At 47.1% G+C, this 25,828-nt stretch carries 18 protein-coding genes; 3 read left to right on the forward strand and 15 right to left on the reverse strand.

What is annotated here, in order from left to right; translation table 11 throughout:
* Positions 1-100: 100 nt before the first annotated feature.
* The 11 genes from nifK to SCACP_RS17600 all read right to left on the reverse strand — a co-directional run bounded on the left by nifK (position 101) and on the right by SCACP_RS17600 (position 14,738).
* Positions 101-1,489: a nitrogenase molybdenum-iron protein subunit beta gene (nifK, locus tag SCACP_RS17550; RefSeq protein WP_425058785.1), complete on the reverse strand. Its 1,389-nt coding sequence runs from the start codon at positions 1,487-1,489 to the stop codon at positions 101-103.
* Complete coding sequence (nifD, locus tag SCACP_RS17555; RefSeq protein ID WP_425058786.1) at positions 1,483-3,102, reverse strand: nitrogenase molybdenum-iron protein alpha chain; 1,620 nt, start codon at positions 3,100-3,102, stop codon at positions 1,483-1,485. The genes nifK and nifD overlap by 7 nt, the downstream gene beginning before the upstream one ends.
* A gap of 23 nt (positions 3,103-3,125) precedes the next feature.
* Positions 3,126-3,533 (reverse strand): P-II family nitrogen regulator, encoded by a 408-nt coding sequence (locus SCACP_RS17560; protein WP_425058787.1) that lies wholly within the window; start codon positions 3,531-3,533, stop codon positions 3,126-3,128.
* A 12-nt stretch (positions 3,534-3,545) separates the two neighbouring features.
* Positions 3,546-3,875: a P-II family nitrogen regulator gene (locus tag SCACP_RS17565; protein ID WP_425058788.1), complete on the reverse strand. Its 330-nt coding sequence runs from the start codon at positions 3,873-3,875 to the stop codon at positions 3,546-3,548.
* A gap of 44 nt (positions 3,876-3,919) precedes the next feature.
* Positions 3,920-4,747: a nitrogenase iron protein gene (gene nifH / locus SCACP_RS17570; protein ID WP_425058789.1), complete on the reverse strand. Its 828-nt coding sequence runs from the start codon at positions 4,745-4,747 to the stop codon at positions 3,920-3,922.
* 687 nt (positions 4,748-5,434) lie between these two features.
* Positions 5,435-7,465 (reverse strand): urocanate hydratase, encoded by a 2,031-nt coding sequence (locus tag SCACP_RS17575; RefSeq protein WP_425058791.1) that lies wholly within the window; start codon positions 7,463-7,465, stop codon positions 5,435-5,437.
* A 169-nt stretch (positions 7,466-7,634) separates the two neighbouring features.
* Positions 7,635-9,911, reverse strand: a complete 2,277-nt coding sequence (locus SCACP_RS17580; RefSeq protein WP_425058792.1) for a xanthine dehydrogenase family protein molybdopterin-binding subunit — start codon at positions 9,909-9,911, stop codon at positions 7,635-7,637.
* 31 nt (positions 9,912-9,942) lie between these two features.
* Entirely contained in the window at positions 9,943-10,809 is an 867-nt protein-coding gene (locus SCACP_RS17585) for an FAD binding domain-containing protein (protein ID WP_425058793.1), read from the reverse strand.
* Positions 10,802-11,287, reverse strand: a complete 486-nt coding sequence (locus SCACP_RS17590) for a (2Fe-2S)-binding protein (RefSeq protein ID WP_425058794.1) — start codon at positions 11,285-11,287, stop codon at positions 10,802-10,804. Before SCACP_RS17590 ends, SCACP_RS17585 begins: the two co-directional genes overlap by 8 nt.
* Before the next feature lie 123 nt (positions 11,288-11,410).
* Positions 11,411-13,042: a BCCT family transporter gene (locus SCACP_RS17595; protein ID WP_425058795.1), complete on the reverse strand. Its 1,632-nt coding sequence runs from the start codon at positions 13,040-13,042 to the stop codon at positions 11,411-11,413.
* A gap of 166 nt (positions 13,043-13,208) precedes the next feature.
* The gene (locus SCACP_RS17600; protein WP_425058796.1) at positions 13,209-14,738 is read right to left on the reverse strand and encodes an HAL/PAL/TAL family ammonia-lyase; all 1,530 of its coding nucleotides are present in this window, start codon (positions 14,736-14,738) and stop codon (positions 13,209-13,211) included.
* A 245-nt stretch (positions 14,739-14,983) separates the two neighbouring features.
* Between SCACP_RS17600 and SCACP_RS17605 the strand changes: the two genes are divergently transcribed.
* Complete coding sequence (locus SCACP_RS17605; RefSeq protein ID WP_425058797.1) at positions 14,984-16,393, forward strand: sigma-54 interaction domain-containing protein; 1,410 nt, start codon at positions 14,984-14,986, stop codon at positions 16,391-16,393.
* Between the two features lie 79 nt (positions 16,394-16,472).
* Here SCACP_RS17605 and SCACP_RS17610 read toward each other — a convergent pair whose 3' ends face one another.
* Positions 16,473-19,598 carry an AAA family ATPase gene (locus SCACP_RS17610; RefSeq protein ID WP_425058798.1) on the reverse strand — a complete coding sequence of 1,042 codons (3,126 nt, stop codon included), beginning with the start codon at positions 19,596-19,598 and terminating at the stop codon, positions 16,473-16,475.
* Positions 19,599-19,869: 271 nt separating this feature from the next.
* On the opposite strand from SCACP_RS17610, the gene SCACP_RS17615 reads away from it, so the two are divergent.
* Both SCACP_RS17615 and SCACP_RS17620 read left to right on the forward strand, forming a co-directional pair.
* Entirely contained in the window at positions 19,870-21,108 is a 1,239-nt protein-coding gene (locus tag SCACP_RS17615; protein ID WP_425058799.1) for an IS110 family transposase, read from the forward strand.
* Positions 21,109-21,454: 346 nt separating this feature from the next.
* Positions 21,455-22,111: a hypothetical protein gene (locus SCACP_RS17620; protein ID WP_425058800.1), complete on the forward strand. Its 657-nt coding sequence runs from the start codon at positions 21,455-21,457 to the stop codon at positions 22,109-22,111.
* A 162-nt stretch (positions 22,112-22,273) separates the two neighbouring features.
* Here SCACP_RS17620 and SCACP_RS17625 read toward each other — a convergent pair whose 3' ends face one another.
* Genes SCACP_RS17625 through SCACP_RS17635 form a run of 3 tightly spaced genes read right to left on the reverse strand, consistent with a single transcriptional unit; the run spans position 22,274 to position 25,821 of the window.
* Positions 22,274-23,803 (reverse strand): HAL/PAL/TAL family ammonia-lyase, encoded by a 1,530-nt coding sequence (locus SCACP_RS17625; protein WP_425058801.1) that lies wholly within the window; start codon positions 23,801-23,803, stop codon positions 22,274-22,276.
* 57 nt (positions 23,804-23,860) lie between these two features.
* Complete coding sequence (locus SCACP_RS17630) at positions 23,861-24,850, reverse strand: 4Fe-4S binding protein (RefSeq protein WP_425058802.1); 990 nt, start codon at positions 24,848-24,850, stop codon at positions 23,861-23,863.
* Positions 24,851-24,876: 26 nt separating this feature from the next.
* Positions 24,877-25,821, reverse strand: a complete 945-nt coding sequence (locus SCACP_RS17635) for a glycine betaine ABC transporter substrate-binding protein (RefSeq protein ID WP_425058803.1) — start codon at positions 25,819-25,821, stop codon at positions 24,877-24,879.
* Positions 25,822-25,828: the final 7 nt, after the last annotated feature.

A 25,828-nucleotide genomic window follows, 5' to 3' on the forward strand; every position in this document is an offset into this window, starting at 1 on the left:
TTTTGCGAGGAGGTACGACGAAGCAGACGCCTGGATTGACGGGATTGCTTCACTGTCGTTCGCAATGACAAACAGGAAATTATTTAATACGTTTATATAGTTACATAACCAATTCAAAATCTTCATCGGCCGCATCACGGTCTTGACGGTCCAGCAATGCATTGCTAATCATCTCGATCAAGCGCATAGCTCCGCGATAACCAACGATGGGGAAATAGGAATGGACACTGCGGTCCAAAACAGGGAATCCGACTCTGACAAAGGGAATATCTTCAGCCCGGGCAATATATTTACCATAGGTGGTACCGATTAAAAGGTCGACCGGGTCATTTTTAATCCACTGATGCAGGGTGAATAAATCGCCGTTGCCTTTTACGTTGGCGGTAACACCGGCATTAGTTAACATTTCCTGAATATCCTCTTCAAAGCTGCCCATACCTGAACCGATAGCGCCGCCGGGAGTACCGGTCAGGATATGGACAGGAACCATTCCCAAGCTGAGTACAAACTCAGTCAAACCTGTAAGAATATCCGGATCACCAAACAGAGCTACTTTTTTACCGTGGAAATGGAAATGGGTATCTGTCATGATGTCTACCAATTGGCCGCGTTCTTCTTCCAGTTCATAAGGTACTTCCCGCACGGCGAAGCGGCGCAGAGCCATAACAAATTCATCAGTCGCCTTTACACCGATGGGGGTTTTCAAAGCGAGCGCCGGCACTTTGCATTTCTTTTCTAATAGTTCCGCCCCGTCACTTGAGGCAAACCGGCCTAAAGCAAGGGTAAGTTTGGAATTTCCCGTATCCTTAATCTCAGCAATGGTCGTTCCGCCTTTGGGATACATCTCGAATTTACCGGTCATCGGTGAATCGACTACGCCGGTGGTATCGGGAAAGAGAATAAACTTGGCTCCCATTATTTTGGCAATACGCTTGATTTCCCGCATATCTCCCGGATTAACAAAGCCAGGGATTATATTAACCTGATCCTTTTTTACCGGCATTGTGCTCTCAGCCAAATAACTGATCGCACCCTTGACCATGTTGGAAAAGCCGGTGATATGCGAACCTTGATAACTCGGCGTGTTGGCATGAATAACCAGTTTGCCTTCAGGTATTTCCGCGGATTTAATAATTGTGGGAAGGTCATCGCCGATGGTCTCGGTCAGGCAGGTTGTATGCACGGCAATAATGTCGGGATTATAAATAGTAAATACATTTTTTATCGCCGTCTTCAGGTTGGCTGCGCCGCCAAATACCGAAGAACCTTCGGTAAAGGAACTGGTAGAGGCCATGATCGGGTCCCGGAAATGCCTTGTTAAATGCATCCGGTGGTAAGAACAGCACCCCTGGGAACCATGGCTGTGAGGCAAGCATTTGTGTATGCCCAGTGCTGCGTACATAGCGCCAATCGGTTGACAAGTCTTGGCCGGGTTTATCAACCCGCCACTTGAGCGTACTTTTATTTCTTTAGGTGTAGCGTCTAACATGCCTTCTCCTCTCCTTCTGCCATCTTGCCTTCTAATAATGGTTCATTCTTCCAAGGGGGTACGATAAAGTTCCAGGTCGGTGAAGCAAAACTCATTGCTATATCCCGGGCAAAATTAACGGCGCCGTTGAACCCGGCATAGGGCCCGCTATAGTCGTACGAGTGCAGCTGCTTGGAAGGAATGCCCATTTTTTGCACTACATATTTATCCTTGATGCCGGAAGAAAAAATATCAGGTTTTAATATTTTGATGAATTCCTCGGTCTCATAATGATTGAGATCATCAACAATGACATAGCCGTCTTTCATCTCACAATTCATACCGGCATAGTAACTAAGAGATATCTTTTGTTTCAGTTCTTCCATTTTTTCAGGGCTTATTTTTAAACAGAACCGTTTTTCATCAGCAGTAACATGCAATTCCGGAATGTTTTTACTGTCGGCGTCCGGCTTGATCTCCGGTATGACCTGACGCCCTTCATAATCGTCCCGGTGAGCAAATTCATAACCGGCAAGCACTGTTTCAATACCCAGCTCCCGATACATTCCCTGATAATGATGACCCCGTGATCCACCGACAAAACAGAATGCTGTTTTACCCTCACATACCTTGCGGTACTGGTCAATGATTGGCTGTATCCGGGCTACTTCCCGGGCTATTACTTCTTCAGTCTTCTGAATGAGCGCTTCATCGCCAAAGTACAGGGCCATTTCCCGTAAGGAATTGATTGTTGCCTCGATACCGATAAAGTTTACCTTCAGCCACGGTGTCCCGTATTTCTTTTCCAGCATCTCGGCGATGTAGTTAATCGACCGGTGGCATTGCACCAGGTTCAGGCTGGCCGTATGGGCGTTGCGCAGATGTTCATAAGATCCGTCACCAGTCATGGTGCTGACAACAGTATAGCCGATTTCTTTCAAGGTCCGTTCAATTTCCCAAGCGTCACCGCCGATATTGTATTCACCCAGCATATTGATGGCATAAGGCCCGGGCGCTTCTTCCACATCGGTGTCGCCAATGATCCTATCCATCAGAATATTATTGGCGATATGGTGCCCGGCTGACTGGCTAACCCCTTTATAGCCTTCACAGCTGAAGGCCAGAACCGGAATGCCATGCCGCTCCTGAGCCGCCTTGGCCACGGCGCCAATGTCATCGCCAATCAGACCAACCGGGCAAGTGGCATTGACGGTAATTGCATTAGGTTTGAAAATCTCAACAACTTCGTCAATAACTTTAGCAAGTTTCTTTTCGCCGCCGAAGACAATGTCGCTCTCCTGCATATCAGTAGTAACGCAATAATTAATGAAGTTTTTCGTGGGATCATCAGATTTGGCTTTATTGCGGCGTGTACCCCAGCTATAATAACCACAGCCGACCGGTCCGTGAGTAATGTGCACCATGTCTTTCAGCGGGCCGACTACCACGCCTTTGCAGCCGGCGTAGGCACAGCCGCGGTTGGTTATAATGCCGGGAATTGTCCGGGTATTTGCTTCGATTACTTGTTTCGCCTGAGAAGAATCCTTGATTAAAATATGCTTTTTACGACCTTTTTTTACCTTGTCGGGATATCTATTAAGTATTTCCTGTAATTGCTCTTCACTTACAGCCATTCTCCATACCTCCTTTACTACCGTTACAAAGCAGCTTCGCCGCGTTCACCTGTCCTGACGCGCACTGCTTCAAGCATCGGCAAGACGAATATCTTGCCGTCGCCAACATTATATTCTGTTTTGTTGGCCTTGATCAGCGCGTCAACAACGAGCGGGACATCGGCATCATGTACCAAAACAGTGAACAACCTTCTGGGAAAAAGCCTTGTTCCGTCCAAAAAACCGGTTACCAGTTCGATTACCTCAGGATCATCCGGGTCAGACATCGCCAGCAATTTACGCTTCCGGTCCTCGATCACCACCGGATCAGTTACTAATTTGCCACGACCCATTACTTTAAAAGTAGTAAAGGCCGGATAGCCTACTTCAACCAGTGCTTTTTTGGTGGCATTGACTTTGTTCATGCGGATAATTGCAACAACCTCTTTCATTGTAATGCCCCCTTACAAGCTTTTCGCGCCACTTGAAATGGTATATGCTTCTTCCACCGCACTAATAAAAATTTTGCCGTCGCCAAAAGCTCCTTTTTCGCCGGTTTTCGCCGTCTTGACAATTAAACTGATTACGTCTTCCTTGTCTTTATCTTCATCAACAACCATAAATAGCATTGTTTTGGGAATCTCGTCATAGACAATATCACCAATGCGTATCCCTTTTTGTTTGCCGCGGCCCACAACATCAATCTTAGTTACCGCATGAAATCCCGCCCGGGACAATTCATAGATCACTTCATCTGCTTTTTCTGGTCTAATCATCGCACGCACTAAAAACATGATTGCCAACTCCCCTACTATAATATTGTCTGCCGGTAGCCGGATTAAGCGATTGCGTCCAGGAAACCATGCTGCATCATGAGTTCTTCCAGACGGTCTTGGGTCATGGGCTTGGGAATGACAAACATATCATTGTTTTTAATATTCATGGCTAATTTGCGGTATTCATCAGCCTGATTTGCTTTCGGATCAAAATCAATAACCGTCTTTTTGTTAATTTCGGCCCGTTGCACGATATTATCCCGCGGTACAAAGTGAATGAGCTGAGAACCAAGTTCTTCGGCGAAAGCTTTGAGCAGGGCATACTCATTATCAACTTTACGGCTGTTGCAAATAATGCCGCCGAGACGAACGCCGCCGCTCAAAGCATATTTACTAATCCCTTTGGCGATGTTATTGGCCGCATAACAAGCCATCAGTTCACCGGAAGCAACGATATAAATCTCCTGAGCTTTACCTTCCCGGATCGGCATGGCAAAACCGCCGCAGACAACATCACCGAGTACGTCATAAAATACATAATCCAGGTCAGATGTGTAAGCTCCCAGCGATTCCAACATATTGATCGAAGTAATAATGCCGCGTCCTGCACAACCAACACCCGGTTCAGGACCGCCGGATTCAACACAACGGGTATTGCCGAAACCGATTTTCAAAATATCCTCTAATTCAATATCATCGCCTTCATCACGGAGTGTATCTAAAACCGTCTTTTGACACAAACCGTTTAGCAATAACCGGGTAGAGTCAGCTTTAGGGTCACAGCCCACTACCATTACTTGATTGCCTGATTCAGCCAGTGCGGCTACCGTATTTTGGGTTGTCGTGGATTTACCGATTCCGCCTTTTCCATATATCGCAATTTGTCTCATAATTCATTCCTCCAGTTTTTCCTACATAAAACCTTATTGAGGTTATGTAGATATTAAGGTATAATGAAGATAGGTAGATTTACCCCCGTGCTAATGGTAGGTTTACCGACGGCTCCTTCGGTATGGCAGTACCGTGGGAGCATTTTCCTTTTTTCTTGCTTTTCCATCACTCCTGGTCTGTGTAAATATCCTGGTCTTTGTGATGTTGCCATCACTATATCCATTTTGTTTCCACCACCCCCTTAGCAAGAATAACGGTCAATTTGACTTCTAATAAGCGCAAAGAGGCTTATAAACGTTGTGAACGTTTTATAAGCCTCTTTGCTTACCAGTAGATATGGGTGCAAATTGCTTCGCTATTCAGCGTGTAACCAGGTATAGCAGCCTTTACGGCAGAAAGGCTTACAAACACTGGTTGTTTGTAAGCCTCATTGCTAAAAGTTTTTTAGTTTAAGCAGAGTATAACACAGAATCAAAACTTGTGCAATATCCTGATTAATATTCGTAACTTTTCTATTAATCAATATTATCAAACAATCATCCTGGGCCCTACCCTCGGCGATACTTGATATCGTTTCAACAATCTGACCAATTTGGTTAGATATGTCACCAGCCGCGCCAAATTAGTGGCTAAAGGAATGGAACTTGGTCTGCGCAAGCCGGGGTAAACCGGAGTTGAGTTCAACCCTACCGTTTCCGGAAGGCCTGGCTTACCAACTCTTTAATCATAGCTTCCCGGGGAATATAGGGTAAAGTAATATGCCCTGCCCCTTGATATGCTCTGTTAAACTCCATGCAGGTTGCAATGGAATTGGGGTTGCGCGCCCAGGAACGTCTGGCCACTCCGCCCATAACATCCCATAACATGGCAGATTTGATGATATTATCGACCCGCTCGCTGCCATCCAGAACCAGACCGAAACCGCCGTTGATGGATTTGCCAATCCCGACGCCGCCGCCGTTATGTAAAGCTACTAAGCTCATCCCCCGGGCGGCATTACCGGCAAAACACTGGGTAGCCATATCAGCCATTACATTACTGCCGTCTTTAATATTGGCTGTCTCCCGGAAAGGCGAATCAGTGCCGCTAACGTCATGATGATCCCGCCCCAGCATTACCGGACCGATTTCACCATTACGGACCATCTCATTAAACTTAAGGGCAATATTTTTCCGCCCCTCGGCATCTTGATACAGAATTCTGGCTTTGGTCCCTACAACCAGTTTATTCCGTGCCGCATCCCGGATCCAGATATAGTTGTCCCGGTCCTGGCCGCGGCGATTGGGGTCAATGCAAGCCATGGCGGCGCGGTCGGTTTTGATCAAGTCTTCTTCTTTGCCGCTCAGGCACACCCAGCGGAACGGACCATAGCCGTAGTCAAACAGTTCCGGCCCCATAATATCTTCCACATAGGACGGAAAAATGAAGCCGTCTTTTTCGTCGACACCGTTTTTCGATATGGCTGTAACGCCGGCGTCATAGACCGCCTTCATGAAGGAGTTGCCATAGTCGAAAAAGTAGGTTCCCCGTTCAACCAACGTTTTAATGAGTTCGAAATGCCGCGCTAAAGTCTTGTCAACAAGTGCCTTAAATTTATCCCGGTCGGTGGCCAACAGCCGGGTTCTCTCCTCAAAAGTTATGCCTTGCGGGCAGTAGCCGCCGTCGTAGGCTACGTGGCAAGAAGTTTGGTCTGACAGGAGATGGATGTTTATGTTGTTTTGCACAGCATATTCCAACAGATCAACGATATTTCCGTGGTAGGCAATCGATATCGGCTCTTCTTTTTGCATATACTCAGCCGCTATCCGGAAAGCTTCGGCCAGGTCGTCGGTAATTTTCCCCACCCAGCCTTGATTATAGCGGGTTTGAATGCGGGAATAATCGACTTCGGCAATGATACCGACGCCTTTGGCGATTTCAACGGCTTTGGGCTGAGCGCCGCTCATTCCGCCCAGACCGGAGCTTACAAACAGCTTGCCGCGGAGGTCGCCGTCACCGGGGATGTTCAGTTTTTGCCGGCCGGCGGTAAGAAGCGTATTGAAAGTGCCGTGGACAATCCCCTGCGGCCCAATGTACATCCAGCCGCCGGCGGTCATTTGACCATAGTTGGCAACACCCATTTGCTCGGCGATCTCCCAGTCACCCTGATTGTCAAACATGCCAATCATCAGTGCATTGGTGATAATTACCCGGGGAGCGTCCGGTTTTGAAGGAAATAGTCCCAGCGGATGACCGGACTCAATGACCAGAGTCTGTTCCCGGGTCATAACTTCCAAATATTTTTTAATCAGCCGGTATTGCAGCCAGTTCTGGCATACCTGGCCGGTTTCGCCATAAGTAACCAGTTCATAAGGATAGAGGGCGATCTCGAAATCAAGGTTATTGTCAATCATGACTTGAAAGGCCTTACCCTCAATACAATTGCCTTTATACTCGTCAATGGGTTTTCCATAAATCCTGCCCTGCGGGCGATAACGGTACGCATAAATGCGTCCATAGGTCATAAGTTCATTTAAAAATTCCGGGGCTAATACTTCATGAAGTTCTTCGGGTACATAGCGTAGCGCATTTTTCAAGGCAACTTCCGTTTGCGCCGGCGTGAGACGAAATCCCCGGTTAGGCGCCCGCCGGATGCCTGGCATGAATTCTGTCGGCTCCGGCAATTCAGCCTCAAGCTTTATCGTCATGGCTTGCGCTATCTCAAGATTGTTGATCATTTTACTCAACCTCCTTTTTATCATATTTTAATATACCATCCAGTCGTCAAAAAAACGTCGAAAATTCCGTTGATATCTAATAAAAATCTGCAAAAATTTTATCCGATGACCAAGCCGCTCTAAAACTCCACCTTCTATAAGCGGGAGTTAAGGGCGGCTAAGGCTCTCTTTATTTGCCGGCCTGCCGCAGTCCTTCGATAATCCGTTCCGGTGTCAGCGGCAAAACCGTCAGATGAGTATTAAGCGCATGATTTACCGCATTAACGGTTGCCGGCGCAATGGGAATGGTGGCGATTTCCCCGATGCTCTTGGCCCCGAACGGCCCGAATTCTTCCCCTTTTTCAATAAGGAAGGTCCGGATGGGTGGCATATCCGGCGCATTGATGAGATGATATTTGCTGAACCGGTTGCCTTTGACCACTCCTGTCCGGGGATCTACAGCCAGGTCTTCGGCAAGCGCCAGGCCGAGACCCATCTGAATACCGCCGTGGATTTGCCCTTCAACAAACCCGGTGTTGATAGCCTGTCCGATATCATGCACGGCAACCACATCCAGCACTTTGACAAAGCCGGTCAGAGTGTCGACGCACACTTCCACGAAATTGACACCATAAGATCCAGGATTTGCCGGCGACTGGTAGGTCAAAGTCACGATCAGTTCCGCCTGGTGTTTCTGCTGGATTAAACTGGCCATCCGGCCATAGTCCATTTTATCATCAGCATTTTCACCAGACCAGATCAGGCCGTCCCCAGTACATATATCGTCCGGACTGCAACCAAAAATTCCGGCTGCGTGCGCAACAAAGAGTTCGCGCAAGCTTTCTGCCGCTTTCATGGCATTGGCGCCACAAACATAGATGACCCGGCTGGCCTGGCAGCCAACATCGTAGGGACTGACATCGGTGTCACCTTCCGGCGCTTCAATCCGATCAGGTGATACATCCATAACCTCAGCCACAATCTGCTTCATGGCCGTTACCGTGCCGTTCCCCAAGTCATGCAGTCCGGCATTCAGCATCAGACTGCCGTCTTCCAGCATTCTCAGGGTCATGGTGCCGAAATCCTGGTAGGCTTGATAGTAACCGTTTACATGGGTAGCGCACGCCATCCCCACGCCCCTTCTCCACCGTCCGGTATCCCGGGGCCTTGACCATTTTTCATTCCAGCCGAATTCCGCAGCTCCTTTAAGCACACAATCGATAATTCCGGCATTTCCCAGGGACGGACCGCCTGTCGGGTCAGGATCAAAAGGATGTACCAGATTTTTGAGGCGGAATTCAACCGGGTCCATGCCCAGTCTTCTGGCCGCATGGTCCAGATTAATTTCGGCCGCTGCCTGCACCTGGGGTGAACCATATCCCCTGGCCGCCCCGGCCACCGGTGTATTGGTGTGAACTGCCACCGGGCGGAACCTCTGGTTCTCAATACGGTACAGCCGGAACAGCTTTTTACCCATAGCATGACAGATAATGTTCCCGTTTGTCGTATACGCCCCGGTATCCACCACCATATCCATATTCCTGGCCAAAATCCGGCCGTCCTGACCTACGGCAGTTTTTACATAGCTAATGGTTTTTGTCCTGGTACGGGTGGAAACAATACTTGCCTGCCTGTCGAATTCTATTTTAACCGGTCTTCCTGTCTCACGGGCGAATAAAGCGCAGTAGGGTTCCAGGGTCACTTCCTGTTTGCCGCCGAAAGAACCGCCCACAGGTGTCTTGATTACCCTGACCTTATGAAACGGAAGTCCCAGGATTTTGGCTACAATCATGCGCACAGAATACATAATCTGACACGGGCTATAGACGGTAATCCTGCCATTATGGTCGGGTGCCGCGATACATACGTGGTTTTCCATAGCCGCATGATGAATTTTGGGTGTTTCCACCCTGTCTTCCACGATTTCCACCCCGGGCATCCCGGTAAAAACTTTTTCAACATCGCCGCATTTTATCTCAGTGGTATAGAAAGGATTACCGGTCTCATGGATGTTAACTTTACCTTGTCTGGCTTCCTCCGGATCAATCACCGCCGGCAGCAGCTCATAGTCAATCCTGATAAGCCCTGCTGCCCGGTCGGCAGTCTCCTGATCCTCAGCGACAACGGCCGCCACCGTGTCACCCACATAGCGTACAACATCAGGAAACAGTTCCTGGTCTTCGAAGGCTTTCTGCCCCACAAACCACACTTGGCTGTTAAATTTGACTTTCGGCGTATTGCGACAGGTATATACTTTTACCACACCGGGGACAGCCATAGCTTGCTTCACATCGATACTTTTAATCCTGGCGTGGGGTCTGTCACTGAATACCAGTTTGGCATACAACATTCCGTCCAGCATCATATCACCGGTATACTTAATCCGGCCGGTGGCTTTTGCCGCCCCGTCACTAATAGGAATTGACTTGCCTATATATTTAAAACCGCCCGCAATTCTGTCTGCCATCACCTCTTACCCTCCCGACTGTCAAAATTATTTATTCAAAGCAACATCCAAACAAGCTGTTTATCATATCAAACGCCAGACCTTTAACGGCTGCCGCTTTATAGGGCCGCGATTCCCGGCCTGGTATTGCTTCATTGACGGTTTCCGATAATATGTCAGCCAGACCGGCGGCCAGCTCCCGGTCAAGCTTCCGTCCGGTCATAAACTCCCGGGCCTTCGCCGGGCATACAGGCCGGCAGCCCAACGCGCCTAAGGCAATTTTCCCGGTAACAATGGTATTTGTTTGCTTGTCATATTCTGCCACCATCGCCATACTAATCCGGGCAATGGTCACAGCACTGCGGCTGCCGATTTTCTTAAAACCGCTCCGGCAATTACCGGCAAGCGGCAGTAAAACCGCGGTAATCAGTTCTTTTTCCTTAAGCGAAGATCCGCCTTCATCAGCAATGGCTTGCATGACCGGAATGGTCCGCGTTCCCGCCGGCCCGACAACAACGATCCGGGCGTCAAAAGCAGCAAGAACAGGCAGGCTGTCACCGGCCGGGGACGCCGATGCAACATTACCGCCAATTGTCGCCCGGTTACGGATTTGTACCGAACCTACTTGTCCTGCCGCCTGGGCCAGAGCCTCAGCCGTCTCTCTGACAGTCTGACTTGCCGCAATTTCCGCAAAGGTCGTTCCCGCACCAATTTTGAGCAGTCCGTCTTCTTGTTTAATGTATTTTAAATCTTTTACCTGGGATAAATCAATGACCCAATCATGCTTTTTCTTACCCATCTGGTTAATAAAGTCGGTACCGCCGTTAATGAAAGTGACCGTACCCGGGTTCTGCTTTAACTCAGTGACAACACCGGGCAAATTATCAAATCCGGTTATCCGGAATGCCGCCCTACTCACTTGCATCCGCTCCTTTCAAAGCGCAGGCGGCAGCTTGAATGGCTTTAACAATATTTACATACCCTGTACAACGGCACAGATTGCCGGCAATTGCCGTTTTGATCTCTTCTACCGATGGGTTAGGATTGTTCATCAGTAAAGCCTTTGCCGCCATAATCATTCCGGGTGTGCAATAGCCGCACTGAACCGCGCCGTTAGCCACAAACGCCTGTTGGATGACGTCCAGTTCCCCCTGGGGGGCCAGTCCTTCGATGGTAAGAATGTTCGCGCCTCGGGCCTGATAGGCAAGTACCATGCACGAATTAACAGCCTTTCCGTCCATGATAACGGTACAAGCACCGCATTCCCCCTCACCGCAGCCTTCTTTGGCTCCCGTCAGGCGGAGTCTTTGCCGCAGTACGTCGATGAGCCGTTCTTCCGGCGCTACAGTCAGGTGATACTGTTTGCCGTTTACCTGCATACTGATCTCTACTTTCATATTTACCCACACCTTCCGGATTATTTGGAAACACCCAATGCTGTCCAAATTGCCACTAAGCCCGGTAATCATCAGCCAGCATTGACTACCGGGCCCAGTCATATACTTTACCAGTTACACCACTTAACCGCTTACGCTTGTTGGCCCCTCTTCGACATCATCGGCGAGTTCAGCCGGGATGTCAGCTTTTTCCGCGGTTTCAGGGTAATAGGCAACATCATACTTTTTGGGGTTGAACAGTATCGCAAAAATAGAATAAACTTGTGCGATGGCATAGAAAAGAATAGGTATCCCGGCCACGGTGGCAATCATTTTGGTTGCGTCGATACCGGAAACCTTGCCGCCGGTACCTACGGTCAAAGTAATGAGAGCCATGCCGCCCATCACCGCTCCCCAGACAATTTTCATGTATTGCGGGGGTTCCGGGTCATCTTTGGTGTTGCCGGTTGTATTCATGGCCGCTACCGTCGTAGTCATGGAGTCCGACATGGTGGTATAGGAGATAATGATAGTACCCAGCATAATCCAGCTAAAGACGGTTGATAAAGGAAGATTCTGCAAAAAGGCAAACAGCGATGCTTCCAAGCCGCCCTGCGGCGATGAGATAATGGTCCACAGGCTGTGGTTTTGCCACTCATAATATACGGCTGAACCGCCGAATATCCAGAACCAGACCATACCGAAAACAGAAGTGGCCACAAGATTGCACATAATAAATTCCTTGATTGTGCGGCCATAGGCAATCCTGGCGAAGAACATGCCGCTCATCGGCGCGTAGGCCAGCCAGATGGCCCAATAGTAAACCGTCCACCATCTGGGCCAGTCCGACTGGTCGATAGGACTCAAAAACAGCGACTTGGTAAAAAAGTGCTGCAGGTAATCGGCAAGAGACTGGGTACCCAGTTTCAGGATAAAGGCGGTAGGCCCAAATACTAATACAAAGCACATGAGTCCCAGGAATATTTTGGTGTTCTGGCTGGCCAGCCAGTTGATACTTTTCTTAATACCGCCATAGCTAAACCCGATAGAGGCTATGGTGGTTATAATGATGACTATCGACCAGATAACCGGTCCGGTTTCCACACCGGTGAGAATATGCAGACCGCTGCCGATCTGCATGGCCAGCACGCCCATAACGGCTGCTACACCACCAATGATGGCGAACAGGCAAAGGTTATCCAGTACCGTGCCTGCCAGGCCGAAAGAACGTTGTTTAAAGATGGGGTACAGAGTAGCTCCTTGCGTGTAGGGAAGCTTTAGATTATAGTGAGTCAGGCCGACAATCAGTCCCCCCAGAGTATACATGGCATAGGGAGTTAACGTCCAATGCAGGGTTGCGGTAGACATGGCAAATATCCCGGCAGCTTCGCTATAAGGCTGAATGCCAAGTACCTTCGGCGGTGTACAGAAATGATACAGCGGTTCGGCAATACCCCAAAACAGGATACCTACCGCAATGCCGGAAGTAAGGGTAATGGCAAACCAGTTCCAGGTGGCAAATTCCGGTTTGGCGTCAGGTCCGCCCAAGCGCACATCACCGTATTTTGAAAATAATAAATAAAAGCAACTGAGAACTGCAACCACGCCAAATAAGTCAAACAACCAGCCAAAATTATTGATTGCCGCTTCTACTATCGCGTTTTCTATGTCAAAAAAGCTTTTGGGAACGGTTACTGCGGCGATAATACAAGCGGAAACAATCAGCATCATCGGAACAAATATTGTCCATCTGATCCGTTTTCCTCCTGGGTTCATTTTCTAACCTCCTGTTATTTTATTCGATTGTCTGCTATCTATAGTCCTCAACCCGGATGCCATGATTTGGGTTGCTCATGAAATCTGCTTCCCGTTAGCTTGATCCCCCTTTCTGCCGGATTTCATGCAGCATCTACTGCTAACTCACAGGTTGAGTGGACCAATACTAAACCCCGGATAAGTGGCTCAACTCTTGCTGAATGACACCGGACTTCAATAACTCATAAGCGTTTGCGATGTCGATGGTCAGGTTTCTGTCCTTAGCCAGGAAAGGTACTGCTTCGCGTATCTTTCGATAAACCACCTGCCCCGCAACCCCCAGCTTAAATTCCGGTTCCTGCCGTAAATCACAGGCTTGAGCGGCATGCATAGCCTCAATACCCAGAATATAATAAAGATTATCAATGATTTTTCTGGTCTTTTGCACCACATAGGGAGTGTTATTGGCATGGTCCTCGATATTGCCGGCCACCGCGTAGAAGTCCATGCTAACCGGATTGGCCAGATGCCTGATTTCCGCATCCAAAGCAGTAAAGGGTTTCTGAATGGTGCCAAAAGCGATTACATGGTCGGGATCAGGCGAGAGAAACCGGGGCAGGCCGCTGAAATATTCCGAACTTAGCTTAATTGTCCGGAAACAGGCTGCTTTAGACAAGTGGCTCAACGCGATCCCCAGCATTTCAAACCCGATGGCCCAGCTAACCGGCTCAAAGTTACCGCAGGACAGGATGGCATTCTGCTCAATCAGCACACAGGGGTTGTCATCAGATGAATTCAGTTGTATCTTCATCAGGTCTTCCACATACCGCAGGGCATCCCGCACAGCACCGTGAATATGGCAGGCGCAGCGGAAGGAGAGCGGGTCCTGGAGAGCGTCGGCAATACCCGGAATCCACAAATAGCTGCCGGTGAGCAATGCTCTGACATGAGCGGCGCTCTCATTTTGTCCCTTAAACGGCCTTATACGGTTAACCTCTTCATGTAGCGGACTGACATTACCTTTAAAAGCCTCAAGGCTAAAGCTGTAAATAATGTCGGCAAGCTCAACCAGTTTGGCGATGTCGTACAGAACAAGCGAGCCTTGACCGGCCGCCAGCGCGTTAGAGCTGACAAGGGCAAGCCCGTCTTTCGGTCCCAGCATGACCGGCTCAAGCCCGGCCTTGGCCAATGCCGCCGACGCCGCCATTTTTTCCCCTTTATAGTACGCCTGGCCTTCCCCGATCATGGTCAGGGCGATATGGGACAAACAGGCAATATCGGCTTCCCCAATTGAGCCTCTTTCGGGCACCACCGGTGTCACTTCCTTGTTGAGCATATCCCGGTACATTACGGCGATAGCCGGACTCATGCCCGTGTTTCCCAACAAAAGCGTGTTCAACCGGATTACCATCATGGCCCTGACCTCCGCCAGCGTGGCCTCAGGTCCCACGGCTACGCAGTGCGACCTGACCAGGCTGACGTTATATTCATTGTAGTAAGCGGCTTCAACTTTTTTATCCTTATTTGCTCCGACCCCGGTAGTAAAACCGTATACAGGAATATTGCTCTCCGCCAGCCGGTATACAAATTCCCGCGATTTTTCACAAGTTGCCTGCGCCTCAGGATGAAACTCCACCTTGGCATTGTGACGGGCCACCCGGACCACTTCTTCAATGGTTAAAGTCTTACCTGTTAAAACAACCACATCTTCTTTCATTGTTTCTTGTACGCACCTCTTTTGCCATCTGTTACACTACTGTTGTAGCATGCAAAATTTATACCAACGCTGGTTTTTCATCGTAAATAACAACAAAAATTCATTGTTTTTGTCAATTTTCACTAGGGAAGAGTTAGGTCACTGTCAGTATCACTGCAAAAATTCACAAAATCGCAATAAATAGTTGCGCAATAAAATCTTGCATTATAAAATTATAAGAAATAACGGAAGGCCGGAGGCACTCTATGCGCGATTGGGAAGATAGGCTTTTGTTCCTGGAAACTATGACCGGATATATCCAGGATGCCTTATATGTTATTGATAAGCATGGCAATGAACTATTCTACAATAATAAAATTGAACGGTTCGAACCGGCTCACCGCCAAAATATGCTGGCCGAATTACTGGCGGTATTTAAAAGTGGCCAACCGGTCCTGGATAAGTATCAAAAGTATATGACGGTCGATCACCGGGAAGTGCATATGCTGTCCAGTTTTGTTCCGATTAAGCGCAATGGTGAAATTATCGCTGTTTGTTCGATAAATAAAAATATAACCGAAATGGCGAATTTACTCAATAAAGTAATCGACCTTCAAGGACAGTTGCAGCACCATACGCAGACAGCTAAGCAATCCGGAACCGGCGCTACTTATACTTTCAGCGACATCTTGGGTACCAGCAGCCAAATACAGGCAGTAATTGACAAAGCCAAAAAAGCGGCACTCGGCTGTGCCCCGGTGTTGCTAACAGGTGAAACCGGCACAGGTAAAGAATTATTTGCCCAAAGTATCCACAATTACGGTCAAGCTGCTGCCGAACCGTTTGTAGCGGTAAACTGCGCGGCAATTCCTGAAACTCTGCTGGAAGGAATCATATTTGGCACAGTCAAAGGAGCTTTTACCGGCGCCGAGAACACCCCCGGACTATTGGAACAGGCAGGCGGCGGTACCCTCTTTTTGGATGAAGTTAACAGCATGAGTCTAGTTTTGCAGTCTAAACTCTTAAGAGCACTGGAAGAAAAGCGGGTCCGCAGGCTGGGCGACCGTAAGGAAATTCCCATTTACTGCCGGATCATAAGCGCAACCAATGTTGATTGCCGGACACTGTTACGTGAAGGCAAAATGCGCGAAGACTTTTATTACCGGATTGCTGTTGTCAATCTAACCATTCCTCCCCTGCGCGAGCGGTCAGAAGACGTGCTGCTGCTGGCAGAAAATTTATTAAAACGGTTTAATAAAATTTATGGAAAACGTATTACCTCCCTGGCACCGGAAGTAGCAAGCATCTTTGCTGCGCATAAATGGCCGGGTAACGTCCGGGAGCTGTATCACGTTCTGGAATATGCGGTAAGCTTTGGCGACAATGAAACAGTTTTAACACCTAACCACTTGCCGGATTACCTACGCAACTTCTACTCCCCGCCCCAATACTTCAGCCCGCCGGCAAACTTACCCATGTCCGCGTTACCCGATATCCTTGCCGCTACGGAAAAACGTCTCATTCTTAATGCCCTTGCCCTCCATAAAGGCAATATTACGAAAGCTGCCGAAACCCTGGGAATACACCGGCAAAACCTGCAAGCCCGCATGAAAAAATTGAATATCCTCAAGAAAGTAAATTTTTTCGAAGCGTCATCGTGCGAGTCCGAATTTTAAGAGCCAATGGGGCTGCTTGCGCAGCATACCCATTGGCTCTTTTACCAGTCCACCGTCTTGAATCTTCAAACCGAAGCATTTATAGTTGTTGTAAATTTTTGTTGGAAATATTATCCAAAATATTGATTTCGTAGCAATCCCCCAGTTTGGCGAAAACCTCCCGCCCCTGCCGGCAATATTCTTCGACTGAAAGCGGCAGATACTCTGCAAATACCTGCCGGGCCTGCCGGTCAATTTCCATAACACTCCTAATTTCCGCTTTAGCCCGTAAGACCATCCCTCGTTGCCCAATGTCTTTGAGCCTTGCTACACAATCATCGGCTGTTTGCAGCTTTTCCAGCGCTTCGTACATTCTGCCGTTCTTTACTGCCAAAAGCGCCAATAAGCTGTTTAAAGTGGCATATCCCCACCGGACTCCCAGCCATTCGTACATTTTAACGGCCTCAGTCAAATAGTGTTCAGCATTCCCGTACTCACTCATTTCAAAAGCCGCGTGACCGGCATTAGTGTAAAACAGGGCCAGCCCTTTGTAAATATTTTTCTTCAGACACAGCTCGATAGCCTGTTCATAATATTCAATGGCCTCACCAAATTTTTTCTCAAAGCGTCGTAAGTCGCCAATATAGTTATACGCGGCCGCAATGCTTAATGTATAGTTATTACGGTTGTCCTCGATTTTTTTAAATAACGCAATAGATTTACGATAATATTCTTCCGCCTGGGCATACTCCAGTTTAATAGCGTAAGCCACCCCCAGAAACCGTAGTGCTGTTGCCAGTTTTTCCTTCAAACTGTATTTCCGGGCAATATCAATTATTTTTTTGGCAAACTTTTCAATAATGGGAGCCTTGTTATTCCGGATACCATAATACACAATCTGCTGATAGCCTTTGGCCACATACTCGTAGTCGCCAATTCCGGCAGCAAGGTCAATCATCGAATGTATTATATGTATCCCTTTACGGTGTTCGTCCTGACAAATATAATACCGCCCCAGCATATCCAAATAGGCTGCCTCAAAATAACTTAGCCTGTCGGAAGTACCTTCTGTCTCTTTGATACCGTCGATAATGCCGCCCACTTCCTGCAGATATTTCGCAGCCTGATGCTGACCCATGCATAAATTACCACCGGCGTAGAGATAATTGTCGCTGATGTGCGGAAATAGTTCATGACTTACATACGAGTAGCCCTCAGCTATTTTAATTGTATACTCCAAAACCTTAAGTTTGTTACCTGAGTGGGAAAAGTGGTACAAAAGCGCGGAGTACAAGGCTCTGTCCCGAAAATCATTTTTCAGCTCAGCTTCCATCATCATGCCGATTTTGTCATGCAACACCCGGCGCCGCGCAAGCGAAAGCTGCGAATAGACAAAATCCCGGATTTTGCCATGATAAAACCGGTAGGCAATTTTATCCGACTTGGGGTCGACAACTTCCACCAATAGATTTTTTTCCTGAAGTTCTTCCAGCGCTTCCACCAGTTCTAACTCGCTTAAGCCACACAAGGACAATACCTGCTTACTATTGACCTCATCAAAAAAAACCGAGGCGATGTTCAGGATTAGCCGTCCTTTCTCCGAAACAACGGATACCCTGTCCCGCAGGATGCTCTGAATGCGGGACGATATGATGTCAATATTCCGGCCTTCCTGAAGCAAATTAAAATACTCAACCAAAAACAAGGCATTTCCCTCAGTATATTCATACAAAGAGCGCAGCAACTGGGGCGTAACTTTATCCGGCGGCAGCCTAAGAGTTGAAAATTCCGCCACTTCTTCGCAAGTAAACCGGTCAACGGGCACGCGCAGCAACAGTCCCTGTCTTTCCAGCGGCGCCACGGCAGCGTTGAATTTTTTTTGATATTCCGGTTCATTGCGGCAAGTGGCAATAACCAGAAACTTACCGGGATTATTAAGAAGCAGTTGCTTTATAAGCATAAAACTGTTAGGGTCGATCCACTGGATGTCTTCCACCAGTATAATAGTTTTTTTATTGCCAGTCACTTTACTGAGTATTCCACAGATGACTTCCTGCGCCACATTATAGTTCATCAAATCTAAATTTAAAACCGGGTCAGGAGAAGAAAACACGCTACTATCAGCCACAACCGGGAAAATATATGATACAATATGTTGCCACAAGGCAGGCAATTTAACTTGCTGCTCTTCAAGTATCTGAGCAATTTTACGAAAAACTCCATTCCACGGCTTAAATGGGTATTTTTCTTCCGCCTGATAACACTGGGCTTCAAACAACAATATACCGTCTAAGTTTATAGAGCTAACCAACTGCCGCACTAAAGCAGTCTTGCCTACCCCTTGTTCGCCAACTACCACAATAAGCGAGGATTTATCGGTTTTCTGAAACTGCCTGATACGATTCTTTAAAATAGTAAGCTGCCGTTCCCGCCCGAAGAATACTTCCCCCGGAGGTTGAGAACTGCCGGCAGGCAATGCGCTATCCATTTTTCGCTGTTGAATACGGTTATACAGGTCAGTTGTCGCCGCATCCGGTTTTATGCCCAATTCCTTGGCCAGTTTGTTCTTGAGATTGCGGTATACTTCCAGCGCTTTATTGAATGCCCGTTCTCTTTCATAGAGTTGCATTAAAGTACGATAGCTAGTTTCATTGTATTCATCAACCTGAATCAATTGCTTAAGATAGTGTTTAGCCTGTGAATACTGCTTACTGTCCAGCAAGGTAACGACAAGCTTTTTTACCCGGTTGATGTATAATTCCCGGAAACTTTCCCGCTGCCGGAGTATCCATGCTTCAAATTCTTCGGCATCTTTTAGGGCAAAACCCTCCATAAACTCGCCACGGTACAGTTCAATGCCGTTCTTACTATCCGGCCCTTCACTAGCCAAAAACATATCGGTATCAATCTCAAGGGCAAATTCCGGATTAACCAAAATAATATTTCGGCCCGGCGTCAGCAGGAATTCTTCGGCAATGAGTTTTTTCAACAGATATACTGCATTTCTAAGATTCTTTTTGGCAGTTGTATCGTCAGTATCGCTCCAAAGCAATGCAGCCAATTCATCACGGGTGGCTTGTTTTGTCAGGACCAAATAATAAAAAAGCCCCTCCAGCTTAGTAAACGGAAAGGTTATTCTTTTTCCCTGCCAGCACACCACCGGCTTTCCCAGCAGGACTACTTCCAGCTTTTTCATATTTATAACCATTCCTTTCGCTGCGCTCAAGGCACAAAACGGGATGAAACCGTTGCCATTGAGCTTATTTTATTTTAAAACTAGATTGTTGAGATTACAGGCAACTACAAATCACGTTGGGGTGAGTGTGCTGCTCCTTTCGGAGTTGACCGCATATTTATATGTGTAGATTGTCCTATCAAGCACAAATAAGTGTGCCATTAGAGCACGGAGACTTATCTTTGTATAAACAACTCGTTTATTGTTGGACAATCAGTCAATGCCTGTTTCTCTCAATAATCTTTTGCGAAGGGAGACTTGAATGTTAAAAATCGTTTATCCAATCTGTTGTGGAATTGACGTCCACAAAAAGTTTATTGTGGCGTGTATTGCTTCTACCGATAACAAAGGGGTTACCACTTACAAGTCGAAACGCTTTTCTACCTTTACCAAAGGGTTACGCGAGTTATCGGAATGGCTTCACTCTAATTCATGTACAGATGTCTGTATGGAATCTACCGGCAAGTATTGGATTCCTGTGTACAATATTTTGGAAGCCACCTGTAAAATCACATTGGCCCACCCAAAGTATGTGAAGGCTATCCGTGGCAAGAAAACCGATAAAAAGGATGCCAAATGGATTGCTGACTTATTTAAGCATGACCTCGTTGCCGGTAGCTTTATGCCGCCTCTTCCAATACGTCAGTTACGTGATTTAATGCGCTATCGTTTCAAGCTCACAAACTTTTGTTCCAGCGAAAAGAACCGGATTCAAAATTGCCTTACTGTATCAAATATCCAGCTTGCCAATGTGATATCTGATACTTTCGGTAAGAGTTCAATGAAAATCATTGACTACTTGCTTGAAAATCCTCACGACAAGGATTTCGATTTTGTTCCTCTTCTTCATGCTTCTATGCTGCGTAAGGCGGACGATATCCGTCTGGCCTTAGACGGAATGATTACACCCGAACAGCAGCAAAAAATGAATATTATTCTTCAGCATTATGACGAATTGGAAAAGTGCAAGGCCAATCTTGAATCCTTAATTCTTTCGCTTTCAGAGCCTTATGCCAAGGAACTTTCGTTAGTGTCCACTGTGCCAGGTATCAAAAACCCTTTTTCCGCTATCGCTATCATTTCGGAAATCGGTGTTGATATGTCTGTGTTCCCTACAGCCAAACACTTATGTTCTTGGGCAGGCCTGACCCCTCAAAACAACGAGAGCGCGGACAAAAAATATTCTGTGCGCATATCCCGTGCCGGTGTTTATATCAAACCACTTTTAGTGCAAATCGCTAATGCGGTTGTTAAAAGTGATAAGCACCCTGAAATCAGAGGCCGCTATTTATCCATCAAAAAGCGCCGCGGTCATAAGCGTGCTATCATAGCCATTGCACGTATGTTGCTGACCGCCATTTATCACATCCTTAAAAAAAGTGAACCTTACAATGCCGAACTCTACAAAAAGGCAGAAACTATACCACATACTCGTCAGATCACTGTAGAGCAAGCCATTCTCATAGCTCAAAGGCAAGGTTACTCGGTAATTGCGGTTTGAACATAATTATAAAACTTCTGTTATTTTTTTCAAAAACCGTCCCCTGGATGGTTTGTTTGCCATGCTCTTTTTTAGTTTATAGCTCTTGTTCCCATGGTTTCATATTTCACCACCATAAATCCGCCATAAATTACAATCACTTTCACGGCGATTTTGTGCTGCTATTGTTTTATTTTACATCATCCGCTATATTCAGACAACTTCACAAAAATTAAAAGCTTGCCATCAGTCCTTGAGCAGTTACATATTTACTTGTAAAAAATTAGGTGATGAAGTAGACTGAAATTAGGATACCAAAATATACCCTGACGGGAAACTGCCTGGCGAATAAGAAAGGACTGAAGTTATGGACGCTTTTCACTATTCCGGACTAGAAGGCAGGCAAAAACCGGAAATGATAGGTTTTGCTTGGGCGGAAATACTAATCGAACTGGAAAAAACCAGAAACAGTGTCCTAAGTCATGCCAGGTCGCAGATAAGTAATTTTTCTGATTTGCCGCTTATTTGCCAGAAGGTTTTTGCCTTAGAACTATTGTATCTGAGGATTTTTGCGGTAGATTATGCTTTGTACCAAATATGTGGTGACTCCTCCGGCCGTAACAAAATTTTTGACGTCATCCGCCAGTGCCTTGATATAAAACTAAAAAAACTCCGTCATTTATTGGGAAAAGACGTTTTCGACAAATCTTGTCTTAAACCAATTGCGCTTTGGCAGTACCAGGAAACCAATGCGCACTATATGTTTAAGATGTTATTCAACAATGAACTAAACTCACGGCTGCAAACCTATAACACCATTGCAGCTAATCCCTTTACGCAACAAGAGGACTTTTATCTGGCCTTAGGCCGGCAATATAGTCAGTTCGTTATTATAAAAGCAGTTAAGCCCGGGCAGTTAATAAGTGACGAACAACAAGCGGAAGCAATAACGCTTGCCGTAAATGAATTTCTTGGAATATCACGATGGATTGGCCGCGATCTTGATAACGTAGAAATTGATTAACATACAAACCCTGCGGCCGTTTCCCTAATGTCAGCAAATATTTCAGAATGAAATATTGAACATGCGAGAACCGCCGTTTATAAAAAGCCAAAAAGGGCTGTGGGAAAACTTAGAGTATCCGCAGCCCCTTTTTTGACTTTTATGACGTGCTATCCAGCAATATCAGAACTCCAGCATCCCAACGATTTCTTCCACGGTTTCAACAACCCGCCCTTCATGAACTTGTTCCCAGACATACTGAATGTACGGGTATAAATACTGATCTTCTTCCAGACGGGGAACTTGTTGCCGGATTAGATTATGAACAGCCCCTGTTGCCTTGCCCGGGCGCAATGGTTTGAGAAACTCTAATGCCTGAGCAGCGTGTAAAAGCTCGATTGCCAAAATGTATTCCAGCAGTCTGACCGCCTGATATGCCTTACGGGAAGCATTATAGCCCATACTGATATAATCTTCCTGGCTGGCACATGTGGGAATATTATCGATCGTGGCAGGATGAGACAATAACCGTAATTCTCCCAATAAGCCTGCCACCGTATACTGGGGCACCATAAAACCGCTGTTTAAACCTGCCTGTTCAATTAAAAACGGCGGTAGTTCGCTAACATGCCGGTTAATCATCCGTTCTATCCGCCGTTCAGACATTTTGGCCAGATTAGTCATGGCAATACAGGCTGAGTCGGCCTCAATACCCACAAACGCGCCATCGGCATTACAACCCATTAATGCTACCCCATCATGCCCCTGGGGATACACAACCGGATTATCGCAACAAGAGTTCATTTCCACTAAAATTGCCTTTACCGCGTCCTTCAACGTTTTCTTGGCCGCGCCATGCAACTGTGGCATGCACCGTAATGAAAGCGCATCCTGTAACCGGTACTCTTTATATTTGAGGGCAATTTCACTGTCTCCCAGAATTTTCAACATATTACTGCCTGTCAATATCTGGTCCTCATGCGGTCGTACCGACTGTAACCTGGGATCGAAGGCCTTGGTTGTCCCCTTTAACGCTTCCAAACTCATGGCTCCGGCAATATCGGCAGTTTTAGCGGCGTTGACGGCATCATATACAGCAAGGGCGGCCAGGGCGGTTACTGACGTTGTGCCGGAAACCAAGGCCAAGCCTTCTTTACAGCCAAGATCGACCGGCGCCATGCCCGCACTCCGCAACGCAGCCTTGCCGCTTATCATTTCTCCCTGATACCATGCCTGGCCCTCTCCTAACAACACTAACGCGATATGGGCTTCAGGCGCTAGATAGCCCACTGAACCATGACTCGGGACAACAGGGGTAATATTGTTGTTCAAAAGACCGGCAATGGTTTCCAGCAACCGCAAACTGACTCCGGAATAGCCCTGCCCCAAATTTAAGAGCATCATCAGCATGATTCCCCTGACTACTTCCGGCTCTAGCGGCTCGCCTACCGAACAAGCATGTGATCTGATAATATTTCGTTGCAATGTAACCGCATCTGCTGCGCTGATCACTTTGTCCCAATTGTCGCCAAAACCGGTGGTCACGCCATAAATCACCCGGTTTTCCTGAAGAAATTTTTCCACCAATTGCCGGGAGCGGCATACCCTGCCACAGTATCCATGAGAAAAAGACACTTGCGCTCCATATCTGGCTGCCGCTACAAATTCTTCCAGTGTAATCGGCTTTTCACCTAGCGTTATCTCTTTGATCAAATTAACTATACCTCCAACCTTGATGGAAGTTTGCATAGCACATGATACCAATCCTTCTTAAGCCATTTCCCCACCGGAAATTTTTACGAGCCGTATAGCCTGAGACGGACATGTACTCACACAAATACCGCAGCCCCAGCATAATTTGGGGTCAAAAGCCATCTGTTTCATCTCATTTCCATCCATTCCGGCAAAATGGAATGCGGCAAAATAGCACCGTTTGGCGCACAAACCGCATTGAAGGCATTTTTCCTTATCATATACGGCAACATAACGGGACCTGGGCCACTTTCCTTTGGTGCCCAGCTGTATTGCCGCTCTGAACGGATAACAACAACACGCACAACAGTTACAAACAACGGCCGGACCTGTTTCTTGCCAGTTTGGCGGCCCACCGGTATGCATCAAACCTTCTTGGTCTAACTCGCGAATTAACTTTTTGGCTTCATCCTTGGTCAATTCCCGGCCACCTGTCCGGTCAGTCACCCGGTTCTTATCAAGGACTAAGCAAATTTCACGCGAATGGTCGCAGTTTTCGGCCAACATCTTACAATCACAGGGCAACACTCTGATTGCCGTTGCCGCATCAATCATTGCTTCTACCTCAGATACGAGAAGTATCCATTCATTATGACACTGGTCATATTCCGGGCTAGCATCATGAACTGCTTTAAAATAATCATTTCTTTTCAGATATTCGGCAAAATCCCATTCATCCAGTTTTTTTCGGATCCTTGGGGGAATTATATGATAATTGCCGAAGAGACAGAAATTTCTCAGTCGGGAATAAAAATTGCCGGCCCGGTAACGTATGGTGTCATTTTCGCTGTCTTTATCAATGATGTGGCGCAAATAGGCTTGTTCCAGACAGCTTTCGATTTCTTCCTCAGGCTGTGCTAACAACCCGGCAAGCTCTCTGGCTGTCAGGCTTTCTTTGCCCAGGGTTGCGGCAAGCCGCATTTCCTGCTTGGTTGCAAAGAAATGTAAGTAAGGCTTAATAAAGCCGGGAGCGTCAAAAAGTTTGCTGAAATCGTCCACAAGCGGCATGCCTCGTACCCTCCCCTGTTAAACCATTACTTAATCAGCCCTTTTTTGGTCAAGAACTCTTTCGATACTTCTTCCACACTTTTCTTATCAATGTCAACAGCTTTATTTAGCTCCATAATAGTATCATTATCCAGTAGACTGCTAAGTTTTTTCATTTGTTCAGGAATTTGGGGATAAGCATCAATAATCTCTTTTCTAAAGAGCGGTGCGGCGTTATAGACCGGGAAAGCCTTCTTGTCGTCAGTAAGCGTAACTAGCCCGTATGCTTTAATCCTGGCATCGGTTGTGAACGCCAGTCCGATTTCAGCCTGGCTGGCTTTCAAGGCTTCATAACTAATGTTTAAAGCCGCATTGACACACAAGTCCCGCGGATACTTAGAGCCATAGACAGTTTCCAGATGAGTTAGGCCGTCAGGACGCTCAACATATTCTTGCGCAGTAATAAATTTAAGCTTTTCTCCTTTATTGATCTGGGCAAACAGATCGGAAACACTCTTCAAGTTATACTTGTCGGCTACGTCTTTTCTGGCCATGATGGCATACGTGTCGTTGAGCGGCGCGTAGTCAAGCCAGATAATATTATTTTTAGCGTCCCATTCTTTAACCAGGTTGTAGCTTTCTTTTTCATCAAAACTTGGATCGTGTTTCATAACATTGATCAGCACAGTCCCGGTGTATTCCCAGTAAGCGCCGATCTGTTTCGACTCCAGTGCCGGCCGGATCACCGCCAATTCGCCAAGACCCACCTTATTTTCCACCGGATAACCCAGACTCTGCAAGTATTGGTAGGTCATAGTACCCAGCAGCAAAGCCTCTGTAAAAGTCTTGGAGCCAACAACAATTGTCGGCTTGTTTTCATTTTTTGCGGTAGTGCTACTATTGGATTGGCTGCTGCCGCCACACCCGACGATTCCCACCGTCAACGCAAGTATCAACACTACTGCCAGTCCGTATTTTACCATTTTGTTCATTTTACCC

This window comes from Sporomusaceae bacterium ACPt (genome assembly GCA_041428575.1).
GTDB classification, from domain to species: domain Bacteria; phylum Bacillota; class Negativicutes; order Sporomusales; family Sporomusaceae; genus Sporomusa_D; species Sporomusa_D carbonis.

What these genes read in the sequence shown, in the direction of transcription:
- SCACP_RS17635 (WP_425058803.1), bottom strand. Translation starts at nt 25,821, where the DNA reads ATGAACAAAATGGTAAAATACGGACTGGCAGTAGTGTTGATACTTGCG.
- SCACP_RS17630 (WP_425058802.1), bottom strand. Translation starts at nt 24,850, where the DNA reads ATGCCGCTTGTGGACGATTTCAGCAAACTTTTTGACGCTCCCGGCTTT.
- SCACP_RS17615 (WP_425058799.1), top strand. Translation starts at nt 19,870, where the DNA reads ATGTTAAAAATCGTTTATCCAATCTGTTGTGGAATTGACGTCCACAAA.
- nifH (WP_425058789.1), bottom strand. Translation starts at nt 4,747, where the DNA reads ATGAGACAAATTGCGATATATGGAAAAGGCGGAATCGGTAAATCCACG.
- SCACP_RS17620 (WP_425058800.1), top strand. Translation starts at nt 21,455, where the DNA reads ATGGACGCTTTTCACTATTCCGGACTAGAAGGCAGGCAAAAACCGGAA.
- SCACP_RS17590 (WP_425058794.1), bottom strand. Translation starts at nt 11,287, where the DNA reads ATGAAAGTAGAGATCAGTATGCAGGTAAACGGCAAACAGTATCACCTG.
- nifK (WP_425058785.1), bottom strand. Translation starts at nt 1,489, where the DNA reads ATGTTAGACGCTACACCTAAAGAAATAAAAGTACGCTCAAGTGGCGGG.
- SCACP_RS17600 (WP_425058796.1), bottom strand. Translation starts at nt 14,738, where the DNA reads ATGAAAGAAGATGTGGTTGTTTTAACAGGTAAGACTTTAACCATTGAA.
- SCACP_RS17580 (WP_425058792.1), bottom strand. Translation starts at nt 9,911, where the DNA reads ATGGCAGACAGAATTGCGGGCGGTTTTAAATATATAGGCAAGTCAATT.
- SCACP_RS17560 (WP_425058787.1), bottom strand. Translation starts at nt 3,533, where the DNA reads ATGAAAGAGGTTGTTGCAATTATCCGCATGAACAAAGTCAATGCCACC.
- SCACP_RS17565 (WP_425058788.1), bottom strand. Translation starts at nt 3,875, where the DNA reads ATGTTTTTAGTGCGTGCGATGATTAGACCAGAAAAAGCAGATGAAGTG.
- SCACP_RS17575 (WP_425058791.1), bottom strand. Translation starts at nt 7,465, where the DNA reads ATGATCAACAATCTTGAGATAGCGCAAGCCATGACGATAAAGCTTGAG.
- nifD (WP_425058786.1), bottom strand. Translation starts at nt 3,102, where the DNA reads ATGGCTGTAAGTGAAGAGCAATTACAGGAAATACTTAATAGATATCCC.
- SCACP_RS17595 (WP_425058795.1), bottom strand. Translation starts at nt 13,042, where the DNA reads ATGAACCCAGGAGGAAAACGGATCAGATGGACAATATTTGTTCCGATG.
- SCACP_RS17605 (WP_425058797.1), top strand. Translation starts at nt 14,984, where the DNA reads ATGCGCGATTGGGAAGATAGGCTTTTGTTCCTGGAAACTATGACCGGA.